Origin of the sequence: Paracoccus sp. AK26 (genome assembly GCF_011801365.1) — a bacterium.
Lineage (GTDB): Bacteria > Pseudomonadota > Alphaproteobacteria > Rhodobacterales > Rhodobacteraceae > Paracoccus > Paracoccus aerius.
On record NZ_CP041041.1, the window covers coordinates 1,664,862 to 1,679,046 of the forward strand.

The window sequence follows — 14,185 nt, forward strand, 5'->3', positions numbered from 1 at the left end:
CTTGTCTTCACAGCAGTTTGATCCAGATCATGTTTTTGGCAAAGCGCAAGGTTCATGCGGCGACCTGTAACCTTCGAAGGAGTCGCATGATGAAAACCTGGTGCCTTGCCGCCGCCATTATTGCCGCCATGTCCCCAGCGGCTGCCCAGCAGGCGGGGTACCTGACCATTGGCCTTGGCATCGCCAATGTGAACCCAAAGTCGGACAACGGCGCCTTGGCCAGTGGCGCGGTTCCGATCAGCATCGGTGACAACACCCGCCCGCAAATCACGGCCGAATACTTCATCCGCGACAATATCGGCGTCGAACTGCTGGCCGCGCTGCCCTTCAAGCATTCGATCAAGTCGAACGGGACCGAGATCGGCACGGTCAAGCACCTGCCGCCGGTCCTGTCGCTGCAATATCATTTCGACGCCACCCCGCAACTGAAGCCCTTCCTGGGCGTCGGCGTGAACTTCACCGGCTTCTTTGACGCGGAATCCAAGGGGTCCTTGGCGGGCAACGAGTTGCGCGTGAAGAACAGTTGGGGCCTGGCTGCCCATGTCGGCACCGATTACTGGATCAACGACCGCTCGGCCCTTCGCGCCGATCTGCGCTGGATCGACATCGACGCCGACGTGACCCTGGACGGCGGCGACATCGGCAAGGCCCAGATCGACCCCGTCGTCGCGGGCGTCAGCTATGTCATGAAGTTCTGACGGCGCGGCGGGGCGTCCCCCGGCGGGGTTGCGGCGCCCCCCCATCATCCGCGCAGCGCCTTTAATTCCAGCGCGCGCATCGCCGTCATGCTCATCTTGCAGTTGGCGGCCGCGATGGATCGCATGGAGCCGCCGCCGTATCGGTCATACTGGAAGGCGCATTTCGCATCCCGCCAGGCGATCCATGCCCGCTGCGCCGCAAGCAGGCTGGCGGCGGCGGTTTCGTCATCGGCAAAAGCCGCGCGTGTTTCCCCGTATTCGCGGTTCAGCGCCTCGTCCCAGGCAGCGTGTTCGGCCATTGCACATTGCACGATGCCGATGGTGGTGTCGCCGCCGGGCGCCTGCTGGCATTGCTGCGAGGCCGCACCGATGCAGGCCGGCGTCAATTCGCCCGGCGGAGTGTCGGCTATGCAGGCCTCGACCACCGAAAGATCCACGGACAGGTCTGCCGGTTCCTGCGCCAGGGACGGCGCAGCGGAAAGCGCCAAGGCCAGCAGGATCCGCATCATGCCAGGCTCATCAGTTCGCGGCCGATCAGCATCCGGCGGATTTCGCTGGTGCCCGCGCCGATCTCCATCAGCTTGGCATCGCGGAACAGGCGGCTGACCACGCTGTCGTTCAGGAACCCGGCCCCGCCAAGCGCCTGCACGGCCTGATGCGCCTGCACCATCGCCTGTTCGCTGGCATAAAGCACCGCGCCCGCCGCGTCCTGGCGCGTCACCTTGCCCGCATCGCAGGCGCGGGCGACTTCGTAGACATAGGCACGGGCGGTGTTCAGCGCGACATACATGTCGGCGATCTTGCCCTGCATCAATTGGAACGACCCGATGGGCTGGCCGAACTGCTTGCGGTCGCGGACATAGGGCATCACCTCGTCCAGGCAGGCCGCCATGATGCCGGTGCCGATGCCCGACAGCACCAGCCGTTCGTAGTCCAGGCCCGACATCAGCACGCGGACGCCGCGACCTTCCTCGCCCAGGACATTCTCGAAGGGGATCTCGCAATTCTCGAAGATCAGTTCGCCCGTATTCGACCCGCGCATCCCCAGCTTGTCGAAATGGGGGCTGGTGGAAAAGCCCGCCATGCCGCGCTCGACGATGAAAGCGGTAATGCCCTTAGACCCCGCATCAGGGTCGGTCTTGGCATAGACGACCAGGGTCTGGGCGTCGGGGGCGTTGGTGATCCAGTATTTGCTGCCGTTCAGGACATAGCGGTCGTTCTTCTTTTCCGCCCGCAGCTTCATCGACACCACGTCGCTGCCCGCGCCTTCCTCGGACATGGCAAGCGCGCCCACGGCCTTGCCGGAACACAGGTCGGGCAGGTATTTCGCACGCTGTTCGTCCGTGCCGTTCAGCTTGATCTGGTTCACGCAAAGGTTCGAATGCGCGCCATAGGACAGGCTGATGCTGGCGGATGCGCGGGCAATCTCCTCGGTCGCGATGACATGGGCCAGATAGCCCATGCCCGCGCCGCCGAACTCCTCGGGGACGGTGATACCCAGCAAGCCCAATTCGCCCATCTCCGTCCAGAGATCGTTCGGAAAGGCGTTGGTCCGATCCACTTCGGAGGCGATGGGCTTCACGCGCTCCTGCGCCCAGCGATGAACCATGTCGCGCAGTGCGTTCACATCCTCGCCCAGATCGAATTCCATACCCCGCGTGAACATCCGCACCCCTCCTCCGGTTATTGAACGACCGTTCATTTATTCTATAGATGCGCGACCCCCCGGCCGTCAAGGCGGAGCCTGCGCCCGAACGCAGGGCTGGTCAACATCGGCGGGGATCAGCGTGCCTCGGTCACGATGACGGTCTGGGTCAGAAGCTCGGTGCCGGTGAAGGTCGTCAGGAAAGCCACGTCCACGGCGTCCCGGCCAACCGCGATCAACGCCATTTCGTCCGCGGTGGCCATTCCGGTCGGGTCGATGAGGTGCCAGGCACCGTCCAGGTGGACCTCGGCTACCGCATGGAAATCGGGGGGATCGACCCGCGGGGCAAAGACGCTGGCGATCCGCGCGGGGATCTGGGCCGCGCGGCACAAGGCCACCATCAGGTGGGCGTAGTCGCGGCATACTCCGCGCCGCTCGATGAAGGTGTCGGCGGCGGTGGTGTTGGCATCGCTGCTGCCCGCGACATAGTCCAGCCGCTGCTCGATCCAGTCACGGATCGCCAGAACCTTCGCTCCGCCTTCGTAATTGCCGAAGCGCTGGCCCACGAAGGGAACAAAGCGTTCGGCCTGACAATAGCGCGAGGGCAGAAGATAGCGCAGGGCATCGCCCGACATCTCGTCCACCTCAAGGGCCGACATCCGGTCAAGCAGCGGGCGCGGCCGGGTGACGACGACATCGGCCGAATAGCGGCAGCGCAGCTCGTCGGCGGTGCGGATGATGATCTTCTCGCCGATCCCCTCCTCGCCGGGGACGCGGGCGAAATGTTCCACCTGACCTAAGTCGATGCTGGCATTGCTGATGTTCTGCCCGAAGGCCCCGGCAGCCTCGACCGCCAGGATGGCAGGCCCGGGCGTCAGGACCTTGTAGTGAAGGTCAACCTTGATCTTGATCCGCATGTTTGCCTGCCCGTTGGTGACGGCAGGAAACGGCGCACGGGCAACATCGGATCCCTGGTCCCGGAAAGATCCTCACTTTCGACCCAAGGCCGCAGCCAGGGCATCCCCGAAACCGCCCTGCTCGCCTGATTTCGCGGCAGTCGTCACGGGTTTCGCCCCCGGCTTGCCCTGCGACCTGGATGCGGGCCTTGCGGCATCGGCATCGGTCCGCATCGTGAGGCCGATGCGCTTGCGGGGCACGTCCACCTCGGTCACGCGGACGCGGACCACGTCGCCGACCTTCACCACCTCGTTGGGATCCTTGACGAAGCGATTGGCAAGCTGGCTGACATGGACCAGCCCGTCCTGGTGCACGCCGATGTCCACGAAGGCGCCGAAGGCCGCAACATTGGTGACAGTGCCTTCCAGGGTCATGCCGGGCTTGAGGTCGGTGATTTCGTTCACCCCTTCGGCAAAGCTGGCGGTGACAAAGCCGGGTCGCGGGTCGCGGCCGGGCTTTTCCAGTTCGGACAGGATGTCGCGGATGGTGGGCAGGCCGAAGTGGTCGTCCACGAACTGCTCGGCCCGGATGGATTTCAGCGCTGCCCCGTCGCCCATGATCGCGCGGATGTCGCGGCCGCAGGCGGCCACGATCCTGCGCGCGACTCCGTAAGCCTCGGGGTGGACGGAGGATGCGTCCAAGGGTTCCTTGCCGTCGCGGATGCGCAGAAAGCCCGCGCATTGCTCAAAGGCGCGCGGCCCAAGGCCCGCGACCTTCTTCAGCGCCGCGCGGGACGGGAAGGCACCGTTTGCGTCGCGCCAGGCGACGATGTTCTGCGCCAGGGACGGTCCCAGTCCCGCGACGTGGGCCAGCAGGGGGGCCGAGGCCGTGTTCAGGTCCACGCCCACGGCGTTCACCGCATCCTCGACCACGGCTTCCAGCGTTTTTGCAAGCTGCCGCTGGTCCACATCGTGCTGGTATTGACCGACGCCGATGGATTCGGGCGGCACCTTGACCAGTTCGGCCAGCGGATCCTGCAGGCGCCGGGCGATCGACACCGCGCCGCGCAGCGACACGTCAAGCTGCGGAAACTCCCTCGCGGCCAGTTCGGACGCGGAATAGACCGAGGCGCCCGCCTCGGACACGATCACCTTGGTCGGCGCCTTCACGCCCTTGGGCAGGCGCTTCAGCACCTCGGCCACCAGGCGCTCGGTCTCTCGGCTGGCGGTGCCGTTGCCGATGGCGATCAGGTCCGTGCCGTGTTTGGCGATCAGCGCCAGAAGCGTCGCTTCCGCGCCGCGCAGGTCGTTCTTCGGCTGGAAGGGATAGATCGTCGCGGTGTCCAGCAGCTTGCCGGTCGCGTCAACGACCGCGATCTTGCAGCCGGTACGGATGCCGGGGTCGATGCCCAGCGTCACCCGTGCCCCGGCGGGTGCTGCAAGCAGCAGGTCGCGCAGGTTGCGGCCGAAGACCCGGATCGCCTCGTCATGCGCCCGTTTGCGCAGCTCGGTCATCAGGTCGATATACATCGTGTTCGACAGCCGGACGCGCCAGGTCCAGCCCGCCACCTGCCGCAGCCATTGATCGCCCGGCGCACTGCCCCGGATGCCGATGGCCTGTGCCACGATGCCTTCGGCCCGCTGGGCGCCGGTTTCGGGATCGGGCGCGATGTCGATGGTGACGACTTCCTCCTTCGCCGCGCGCAGGATCGCCAGCGCCCGGTGCGAGGGGATGGCCGACCATTTTTCCCGATGGTCGAAATAGTCGCTGAACTTGGCCCCCGCCTGTTCCTTGCCCGCGATCAGCTTGGCGGCGATAAAGGCCTCGGCCCGCATGAAGTCGCGCAAGGCGCCCAGCAGCGCGGCGTTTTCCGACAGTTCCTCGACCAGGATGTCGCGGGCGCCGTCCAACGCGGCCTTCACGTCCGGCACGGCGTCGGTGACATATCGGGCCGCAAGCGCCGCCGGGTCGGCAGCGCGGTCGTCCTGGATCGCGCGCAGCAGCGGCTCCAGCCCGTTTTCCCGTGCGATCATGGCCTTGGTGCGCCGCTTGGGCTTGAAGGGCAGGTAGATGTCCTCAAGCGCGGATTTCGTCTCGGCCCCGACGATGGCGCGGCCCAGGTCGTCGGTCAGCTTGCCCTGATCCTTGATCGACCCGAGGATCGAGGCCCTGCGCGCCTCGAGGTCGCGTAGATAGGCCAGTCGCTCGGCCAGGGTCCGCAGCTGCGTGTCGTCCAGCCCTCCGGTCACCTCCTTGCGATAGCGCGCCACGAAGGGCACCGTCGCGCCGCCGTCCAGCAGATCGGCCGCTGCCGTGACCTGGGCGGGGTTGGCGTTGATCTCGGTCGCGATGGTGCGGGCGATGCGGGCGGCTGTGTCCATGGGATCCTCCGGAAACGGAAGCAGGTTCTAACCGGCCAAGGCGCGCAGGCCAAGGCTGTCATGCAAAAGCAGGATGTTGACACCGGCCTTGCCCATACACAGTTGCAGACGACGCAAGAATTGAAAGGAGCTTTCATGCCAACGCTTTTCGATCCCCTCCAGATCGGGCCGCTGACTCTTCGCAACCGCATCGTCATGGCACCCCTGACCCGCGCCCGCGCCGGGGAAAAACGGGTGCCGAACGCCATGATGGCCGAGTATTATGCGCAGCGCGCCGGGGCCGGGCTGATCCTGTCGGAAGCGACCAGCGTGACGCCGATGGGCGTGGGCTATGCCGACACGCCCGGCATCTGGAACGAGGAACAGGTCGAGGGCTGGAAGCAGGTCACCAAGGCCGTCCATGACGCGGGCGGGCTGATCTTCCTGCAATTGTGGCACGTGGGCCGTATCTCGGATCCGCTGTTCCTGGACGGCCAACTGCCGGTCGCGCCAAGTGCGATCAAGCCTGCGGGCCATGTCAGCCTGGTCCGCCCGATGAAGGACTACGAGACGCCCCGCGCCCTTGAAACCGCCGAGATTGCGGAGATCGTCGAGGCCTATCGCCAGGGCGCCCAGAACGCCAAGCGCGCAGGCTTCGACGGGGTCGAGATCCACGCGGCCAACGGCTATCTGATCGACCAGTTCCTGCAGGACAGCACCAACCGCCGCACCGACCAGTATGGCGGCCCGATCGAGAACCGCGCCCGCTTCCTGACCGAGGTCGTGGATGCCGTCACCGCCGTCTGGGGCGCCGACCGCGTGGGCCTGCACCTGTCCCCGCGCGGCGACAACCACGACATGGGCGACAGCGATCCCAAGGCGCTGTTCACATATGTCGCGCGTCAGATGAAGCAGCGCGGCCTGGCCTTCATCTGCCTGCGCGAATACCTGGGTGCAGACAGCCTGATGGACGACATCAAGGCAGCCTTCGGCGGCGTCGTCATTGCCAATGAAAAGCTGACCCGCGACAGCGCCAGCGACCTGGTGCAATCGGGCCGCGCCGACGCAGCGGCCTTCGGCAAGGACTTCATCGCCACGCCCGACCTGCCCCGCCGCTTTGCCCAGGATCTGTCGCTGAACCAGCAGGATCCCTCGACCTTCTACGGCAGCGGGCCGAAAGGCTATGTCGACTATCCGGTCGCCGAGGAAGTCTGAAACATGCCGGGGCAGGCCATTGCGCCTGCCCTGTCCTCAAGATCGGCGAGATCGAATTTGGATACCACCTCGAGCGCCTAAGGGTCCACTCCAAAAGTCAGATTCAGTTCGTGATCCCCCGCTATAGGGCGAGCGGCCTCGGCTAGGGCCGTCTTAAAAGGACCGGTGGGGGTTGTCAGACCTTTTCAAGGTTTCCGCCCCTCCCAGCTTAATTCCAGAGCCAAACGGTAACACCCGGTCAAAAAAGCGGTTTCGAGCAACATGGGACGCAGCAGTTCTTGTTCCTGCTCCTTTGTCACTGCAGTCTGTCCAACTTTTTCCATTTCCCAAAGTTTGCGTAGGGTGGCTTGGCGCAACTCATACCGTTGTCCTGCCTGCACGCTTTCTTCGTCGCGGAGGATACGCAGGGATTCCGCCTTGTCAGGTCCCCCAACCGAAAGCGCCTTGGTCATCAAAAGCACCTCAGCTTCCTTTGCGAAGCTGTTGTTCTCATCCATGCGAACGGCGTGAAGATAGAATCCAGCGCAACGCGCGTAGCTGTTCGCCGAGCGATCCACCGCAGGTGGGGGCGAAAGAGGCCTGACATCGAACTGCTCCATCGGAGTGAACCGAGAAGCGTCCTCGGCCCATGCACCTGAAACCACAGCCACCACCGCCAATGACGCGGTGGCAGCCCCGACGCGCATCACTTTGCTTTCGCCGCCGCGCTTTCGGGCAGCTCCTCGTCGAACAGGCGCTGATAGAATTCGGCCACGGTCTGGCGTTCCAGCTCGTCGCACTTGTTGAGGAAGGTCAGCCGGAAGGCATAGCCGATGTTGTTGCCGAAGATGCGGGCGTTCTGCGCCCAGGCAATCACCGTGCGCGGCGACATGACGGTGGACAGGTCGCCCTGCATGAAGGCCGTGCGCGTCAGATCCGCCAGCGTCACCATCTGCCCGATGATCTTGCGGCCTTTTTCCGTGTTGTAGGTCGGGTTCTTGGCCAGCACGATCGCGGCCTCGGCGTCGTGGGACAGGTAGTTCAGCGTCGAGACCAGCGACCAGCGGTCCATCTGGCCCTGGTTGATCTGCTGGGTGCCGTGGTAAAGCCCCGTCGTGTCGCCCAGGCCCACGGTGTTCGCGGTCGCGAACAGGCGGAAGCAGGGATGCGGGGTGATCACCTCGTTCTGGTCCAGCAGCGTCAGCTTGCCGTCGGTTTCCAGAACCCGCTGGATCACGAACATCACGTCCGCGCGACCCGCGTCGTATTCGTCGAAGACAATGGCGGTGGGGTTGCGCAGCGCCCAGGGAAGGATGCCTTCGTGGAAGACCGTCACCTGCTTGCCGTCTACCAGCTTGATCGCGTCCTTGCCGATCAGGTCGATCCGGCTGACATGGCTGTCCAGGTTGACCCGCACGCAGGGCCAGTTCAGCCGCGCGGCCACTTGTTCGATATGCGTGGACTTTCCGGTGCCGTGATAGCCCTGGATCATCACCCTGCGGTTATAGGCAAAACCCGCGAGAATCGCCATCGTGGTGTCGGGATCGAACTTGTAGGTGCTGTCGATCTCGGGCACGCGGTCGGTCCGTTCGGCGAAGCCCTTGACCTTCATGTCGCTGTCCAGACCGAACACCTCGCGCAGGTCGATCTCTTCGGTGGGTTTGACGTTCGTGTCCAGCATCACGGGCCCTTTCCTCGCATCGCCCGCCTTGATCGCGCATAAGTCCGCCACGTGCAAGCCGGGCTTGCGTTGACGGGCGCGGGGCGGCTGCTAAGTTGTCCCCGCAACCACGAGAGGAAATCCCTTGCCGGATGCCCGCACGACACCCGCCGACAGCCTGATCGCCCTTGTCGCCAAGGGGGACCGCCGCGCCTTCGATACGCTTTACGAAAGCAGTTCGGCCCGGCTGAACGCCCTGTGCCTGTCGATCCTGAAGGACCGTCGGGAAGCCGAGGAAGTGCTGGAACAGGCCTATGTCGCCATCTGGAAGGAAGCCCCCCGCCAGGCCGACAGCGGGCTTTCGCCGATGGCCTGGCTGGTGACCCAGGCCCGCGACCGCGCGATGGGACGGCGTGCTGCACTGTCCGGCGTGGCCGCGCCGGATGGCTGGGCGGTGGGACTTCTGCGGGGGGCTTATCTCGAGGGGCTGGATTACGCCCAGCTTGGCCGCCGCCATGGCCTGTCCGCCGACGAGGCCCGCCACGGCCTGCACGAGGAACTGGAGCATCTGTCGGGCCACGCCGCGGACGAAGGCGTCAGCTTCGCCGCCGCCGAACAGGCGCTTGGGCTGCGGCCGTCGTCGGGCGGCGTGGACGCGGCGCAGGTCGCCGAATGGCAGGAACGGCTTGCCCGGTTGGCGAACGAGCTGACGCCGGTCATGGCCCCGGCCCGCGCACGTCAGCGGATCCGTGAACAGCTTGGCCACGGCGCCGCACCCCTGTCCGTCGATCCGCTGGAGCGCAGGCCCTGGTGGCGCGGCCCGATGGGGATCATCGCGATCCTGCTGGTGGCCGTTGCAGCGTGGTATGTCTGGCTGCGCTAGGCTTCAGGCGTTGAACAGGAAGTGCAGGACATCGCCGTCCTTGACCTGGTAGGTCTTGCCCTCGACCCGGAACTTGCCCGCCTCGCGCGCCCCTGCCTCGCCCTTGTAGGCGACATAGTCGTCATAGGCGACGGTTTCGGCCCGGATGAAGCCGCGTTCGAAATCGCCGTGGATCACGCCGGCGGCCTGCGGGGCCAGGGTGCCCTTGTGGATGGTCCAGGCGCGGGCCTCCTTGGGGCCGACGGTGAAATAGGTGTCCAGGCCCAGCAGCTTGTAGCCCTCGCGGATCAGGCGATCCAGGCCCGCCTCGTGCAGGCCCATCTCCTCGAGGAACATGGCGGCTTCGTCGGCGGGAAGCTGGCTGATCTCTTCCTCGATCTTGGCCGAGATCACCACATGGCCCGCGCCCTGCTGGGCGGCCATCTGCGCCACGCGATCGGATTGGGCATTGCCGGTCGAGGCCTTGTCTTCCTCGACGTTGCAGACGAACAGGACGGGCTTGGCGGTCAGCAATTGCAGCATCGACCAGGCCTTGCGGTCTTCGTCGGCCACGGTCACGGTGCGCGCGGGCTTGCCGGATTCAAGCGCGGCCTGCGCGGCCTTCAGCAGCTTTTCCTGGGCCACGGCCTCCTTGTCGCCGCCCTTCAGCTTGCGCGCGATGTTGGCCAGCCGACGCTCGACCGACTCAAGGTCGGCGATCATCAGTTCGGTCTCGATGGTTTCCGCGTCCGCGATGGGATCGACGCGGCCCTCGACATGGGTGACGTCGCCATCCTCGAAGCAGCGCAGGACATGGGCGATGGCGTCCACTTCGCGGATATTGGCCAGGAACTGGTTGCCCAGGCCCTCGCCCTTGCTGGCGCCCTTCACAAGGCCCGCGATGTCCACGAAGGTGATGCGCGTCGGAATGATCTGCTTGCTGCCGGCGATCTGGGCCAGCGTGTCAAGCCGGGGGTCGGGCACGGCCACGTCGCCCACATTGGGTTCGATGGTGCAAAAGGGGAAATTCGCGGCCTGCGCGGCGGCGGTCTTCGTCAGCGCGTTGAACAATGTCGATTTGCCCACGTTCGGCAAGCCGACAATTCCCATGCGAAAGCCCATGACGCGCCCTTTCCTGCCAAGTCAGGGCGCGTTCTAGGCAAGCGGCCGGAGTTCTGCAAGCGTCAGCGGAACAGGACCAGCGATCCGGGCGACCAGGCAAGGCGGGTGCGGGTTCCCACTTCCTGCACGTCGCGGCCGAAGACGTTGCGCATCGAGATGCGCACCGGGCGCGCCCTGCCGTCGATCGCCGCCGCCCCGTCCAGCCGCAGGTCATAATAGGTCATGTCGCCGTAATAGACGACCTCGTCGATGGTGGCGCTTGTTTCGCGCGGCTGGCTGTGGGTCTGGTTTGCGCCGACAAGGGTCATGGTTTCCGGTCGAAAGCCGATGCTCGGGCCTTCATCGTCGGGGTTCGCGCGGCTGACCTGCCGGGCAGGCAGGTCCACCACGCCCAGGCCCGGAGCCTCGACCGTGACGGTTCCATCGACCTCTGCCAGGATCCGCGCAGGCAGGAAGTTCATCACGCCGATGAAATCCGCGACCCGGCGGTTGGCGGGGCGGGCATAAAGCGCCTCGGGCCCGTCAAGCTGGGCAATCTCGCCCTCGAACATGACGGCAATGCGGTCGGACATGACCAGGGCTTCTTCCTGGTCGTGGGTCACCAGGACGAAGGTGATGCCGACCTGGCGCTGCAGCTTGATCAGTTCGACCTGCATCTGCTCGCGCATCTTGCGGTCAAGCGCCGACAGGGGTTCGTCCAGCAGCAGCACCTTGGGCTTCAAGATCAGCGCGCGGGCAAGCGCCACCCGCTGGCGCTGCCCGCCCGACAGGGCATGGGCGGCGCGGTTGCCGAAACCCCGCAGGCCGACCATCGCCAAGGCTTCCTCGACCAGGGCCGCTTTTTCCGCCTTGCCGCGCGGGTCGCGGCGCAGGCCGAAGGCCACGTTCTGCGCGACCGTCAGATGCGGGAAGATGGCATAGGACTGAAAGACCATGTTGGTGGGCCGCTTGTTGGCGGGCACCTCCTCCATGTGCTTCTGGTCGATCAGGATAACGCCGTCTGAGATATCCTCGAAGCCTGCGATCGTACGCAGCAGCGTGGTCTTGCCGCAGCCGGACGGTCCCAGCAGAGAAAAGAACTCGCCCGCCCGGATGGTCAGGTCGATGCCGCGCAGCGCGTGATAATCGCCATAATGCTTGTGAACGCCCCGGCATTCGATCATCGGCTTTGCGGCGTCCAGCCGATCGAATCGAGTCTCGCTCACAGGAACCCTCCGGTAGGATTGCCGCCCATCCGGGCGTTGCCCCGGCGGCGGAAATATTCGCCAAGCGCCAGCAGCACGATGGACAGTGCGACCAGCACGGTGCCAAGCGCCATGATCATCGGGATCTGCTTGGGAAAGCGAAGCTGGCTGAAGATATAGGTGGGCAGCGTCGGCTGGTTGCCCGCCAGGAAGAAGGCGATGATGAATTCGTCCAGGCTGATGGTGAAGGAGATCAGCAGCGAACTGATGATCCCCGGCATGACCAGCGGCAGGGTGACCAGTCGGAACGCGCTCCACCGTGTTTCGCCCAGGTCATAGGCCGCTTCCTCCAGCGACTTGTCGAGGCTGGAAAACGCGGTGGTCAGGATCGCGATGGCATAGGGCATGCAGATCAGGACGTGGCCGACGATCACGGTCAGGATCGACAGTTGCACCCCCGCGCCCAGCAGCACCACCAGCAGCGACATCGCCACGATGATTTCCGGCAGGACCATCGGCAGCAGGATGAAGCCCATCATGCCGCCCTTGCCCGGAAACTCAAACCGCGTGGAAGCGCGGGCGGCGAAAATGCCCAGGCAGGTTGCCAGGATCGCCGCGCTGACCGCAATGATCAACGAATTGGTCAGCGCGGTGCGCAGCGTGGCATTGGCCCACATCTGCGAAAACCAGTCGGTCGTAAAGCCCTGCAGCGGAAAGGCGATGATCGTGCCGGAATTGAAGGCAAACAACGGCAGCAGGATGATCGGCGCGTAAAGGAACAGCAGATACAGCAGCGCATAGGCCTGCAGGCCGCGCCCCTGCCCCTTCACGACCGCACCTTCAGGAAGCGGCGGTTGATCAGCAGGAAGACGATGCTAACAAGGGCGACAATGGCCATTGCGGTGACGGCCAGGGCCGATCCCAGCGGGCGGTTGTCCAGCGCCAGCATCTGCACCTGGATCAGGTTGGCGATCATCGGGATCTTGCCGCCGCCAATCAACTCGGGCGTCACATAGTCGCCGATGGTCGGGATGAAGACGATCAGAACCGCCGCCAGCACACCAGGCATCGCCAGGGGCAGCGTGACGCGCCAGAAGGTCATCGCCCGGCTTTCGCCCAGGTCGCGGCCAGCTTCCAGCAGGGATCGGTCGATCTTTTCCAGCGCCACGAAGATCGGCAGGATGGCGAAGGGCGCATAGGCATGGGCCAGCGTGATCACGATCGAGTTCACGTTATAGAGGATAAAGGTCAGGGGCTCGTCGATGATGCCAAGCCCGGTCAAGCTGGAATTGATGACGCCGTTATAGCCCAGGATCACCTTCCACAGGAACACCCGGATCAGGTAGCTGGTCCAGAAGGGGATGGTGATCAGGAACAGCCAGGTCGCCTTCTTCTCGGGCCGAACCATGAAGCTGACGTAATAGGCCACCGGAAAGGCCAGCAGCACCGTCACCAGCGTCACAAGGGCCGACACGGTCAGGGATCGCAGCATGACGGTGCGCACGATCGGGTCTGTCCAGACCTGCGCGTAATTGGCCCAGGTGAAGTCGCGAACGACTTCCAGATAGCCATCTGTCAGGAAGCTGTAGGCCAGGATGGTCAGCAGCGGCGCCGCCAGGATCAGCAGCGCGTAAAGGAACGGCGGCGCGATCAGGGTATAGCCCTGCCTCGCCTGTGCATCCAATCCGCCCTTGGCCATCCGTCCGTCCCGCCGTCCCGTTCGGTTCAATTCCTTTCATATCAGCCAAAGCATGAAAAGAGGGTTTATGGCCGCGGCCAGACCGGTAGCCTAGCGCCACCACCGTCCGGTCAGCGCCAGCCTGGCGAGGGAGGCACGACGCTGGAATGGCGTGATTACAACCTCTTCCTCAAGGATGTTCACCTTGTTTTCAAGAATGCCGGACAGCAGCCGCCCCACGCTTGGCCCGGAATACAGTGCCGCCGCCGCCCGTTTCGGCAGCAGCCTGCGCGAACCCGCGGCACGCTCGAAGGCGTCACGCGCCAGCCGGGCCAACCGGGCCGCGTCGGCGGGATCGCCGCTTGCCAGGCCCAAGCCGATGGGTTGCAGTTGCGGCAGCGCGCGCAGCCATGCCACCAGCCCTGCCCCCAGCCCCTGGTCGGCAGCGACCGCCTGTCCCTGCGCATCGGCACCCAGCCGTGCCACAGCCCGTGCCATCAGGCGCCCGCTGGTGTCGGCGACGTATTCCGCCACCTCCTCGGGTGTCGCGAAAGGTTCGCGAAAGCAGTCGCGGCGGCGGGCCTCGGCCAAGGGGGTCAAGTCGCCAGCGGCGCTGCCCCAGGCCTCCCACAAAGGGGTCAGCACGTCATGCAGGGGGGGTGGTCTGCCCGTGCCCATCTCGGCCAGCCGGTCCACCCACCATTGCAGCCGCATCTCCGCCAACAGCGGTTCGCCCGACTGGAACGGAGCCCGCGCGATTTCGAGGTTCAGCGCGTACAGCGTTATCAGCGCAGGGCGATCCTGCGGGTTGGCGACCAAGGCCGCACCGAAGCGGTCGGGATCCTGGGACCGGACCAAGTTGGTGCAGGCTTCAAGGGTCATGTG

Annotated in this window: 14 protein-coding genes; 3 read left to right on the forward strand and 11 right to left on the reverse strand. The window is 65.2% G+C overall.

Features of this window, described 5'->3' with window-relative positions:
* The first annotated feature begins 86 nt into the window (after positions 1–86).
* On the forward strand, positions 87–698 hold the full coding sequence (locus FIU66_RS08215; protein WP_167622248.1) for an OmpW family protein: 612 nt from the start codon (positions 87–89) through the stop codon (positions 696–698).
* 44 nt (positions 699–742) lie between these two features.
* Here FIU66_RS08215 and FIU66_RS08220 read toward each other — a convergent pair whose 3' ends face one another.
* The 4 genes from FIU66_RS08220 to FIU66_RS08235 form a co-directional block, all read right to left on the reverse strand.
* Positions 743–1,207, reverse strand: a complete 465-nt coding sequence (locus FIU66_RS08220; RefSeq protein WP_167622249.1) for a lysozyme inhibitor LprI family protein — start codon at positions 1,205–1,207, stop codon at positions 743–745.
* Complete coding sequence (locus FIU66_RS08225; RefSeq protein ID WP_167622250.1) at positions 1,204–2,364, reverse strand: isovaleryl-CoA dehydrogenase; 1,161 nt, start codon at positions 2,362–2,364, stop codon at positions 1,204–1,206. Before FIU66_RS08225 ends, FIU66_RS08220 begins: the two co-directional genes overlap by 4 nt.
* A 116-nt stretch (positions 2,365–2,480) precedes the next feature.
* On the reverse strand, positions 2,481–3,260 hold the full coding sequence (locus tag FIU66_RS08230) for a transglutaminase family protein (protein WP_167622251.1): 780 nt from the start codon (positions 3,258–3,260) through the stop codon (positions 2,481–2,483).
* A gap of 72 nt (positions 3,261–3,332) precedes the next feature.
* Positions 3,333–5,621: a Tex family protein gene (locus FIU66_RS08235; protein WP_167622252.1), complete on the reverse strand. Its 2,289-nt coding sequence runs from the start codon at positions 5,619–5,621 to the stop codon at positions 3,333–3,335.
* Between the two features lie 135 nt (positions 5,622–5,756).
* On the opposite strand from FIU66_RS08235, the gene FIU66_RS08240 reads away from it, so the two are divergent.
* A complete protein-coding gene (locus FIU66_RS08240; RefSeq protein WP_167622253.1) occupies positions 5,757–6,815 on the forward strand; it encodes an alkene reductase in 1,059 nt (352 codons plus the stop codon).
* Between the two features lie 185 nt (positions 6,816–7,000).
* On the opposite strand, the gene FIU66_RS08245 is transcribed toward FIU66_RS08240, so the two are convergent.
* Both FIU66_RS08245 and cobS read right to left on the reverse strand, forming a co-directional pair.
* A complete protein-coding gene (locus FIU66_RS08245) occupies positions 7,001–7,312 on the reverse strand; it encodes a hypothetical protein (protein WP_167622255.1) in 312 nt (103 codons plus the stop codon).
* A 188-nt stretch (positions 7,313–7,500) separates the two neighbouring features.
* Complete coding sequence (cobS, locus tag FIU66_RS08250; RefSeq protein ID WP_167622256.1) at positions 7,501–8,475, reverse strand: cobaltochelatase subunit CobS; 975 nt, start codon at positions 8,473–8,475, stop codon at positions 7,501–7,503.
* Between the two features lie 124 nt (positions 8,476–8,599).
* On the opposite strand from cobS, the gene FIU66_RS08255 reads away from it, so the two are divergent.
* Entirely contained in the window at positions 8,600–9,337 is a 738-nt protein-coding gene (locus FIU66_RS08255) for a sigma factor (RefSeq protein WP_167622258.1), read from the forward strand.
* Positions 9,338–9,340: 3 nt separating this feature from the next.
* Here the strand turns inward: FIU66_RS08255 and ychF are convergent, their stop codons facing one another.
* The 5 genes from ychF to FIU66_RS08280 all read right to left on the reverse strand — a co-directional run bounded on the left by ychF (position 9,341) and on the right by FIU66_RS08280 (position 14,182).
* Positions 9,341–10,438, reverse strand: a complete 1,098-nt coding sequence (gene ychF / locus FIU66_RS08260) for a redox-regulated ATPase YchF (RefSeq protein WP_167622259.1) — start codon at positions 10,436–10,438, stop codon at positions 9,341–9,343.
* A gap of 62 nt (positions 10,439–10,500) precedes the next feature.
* On the reverse strand, positions 10,501–11,601 hold the full coding sequence (locus tag FIU66_RS08265; protein WP_167623437.1) for an ABC transporter ATP-binding protein: 1,101 nt from the start codon (positions 11,599–11,601) through the stop codon (positions 10,501–10,503).
* 38 nt (positions 11,602–11,639) lie between these two features.
* Positions 11,640–12,452, reverse strand: a complete 813-nt coding sequence (locus FIU66_RS08270) for an ABC transporter permease (protein ID WP_103173539.1) — start codon at positions 12,450–12,452, stop codon at positions 11,640–11,642.
* Positions 12,449–13,321 carry an ABC transporter permease gene (locus FIU66_RS08275; protein WP_167622260.1) on the reverse strand — a complete coding sequence of 291 codons (873 nt, stop codon included), beginning with the start codon at positions 13,319–13,321 and terminating at the stop codon, positions 12,449–12,451. Before FIU66_RS08275 ends, FIU66_RS08270 begins: the two co-directional genes overlap by 4 nt.
* A gap of 90 nt (positions 13,322–13,411) precedes the next feature.
* Entirely contained in the window at positions 13,412–14,182 is a 771-nt protein-coding gene (locus FIU66_RS08280; protein WP_167622261.1) for a squalene/phytoene synthase family protein, read from the reverse strand.
* Positions 14,183–14,185: the final 3 nt, after the last annotated feature.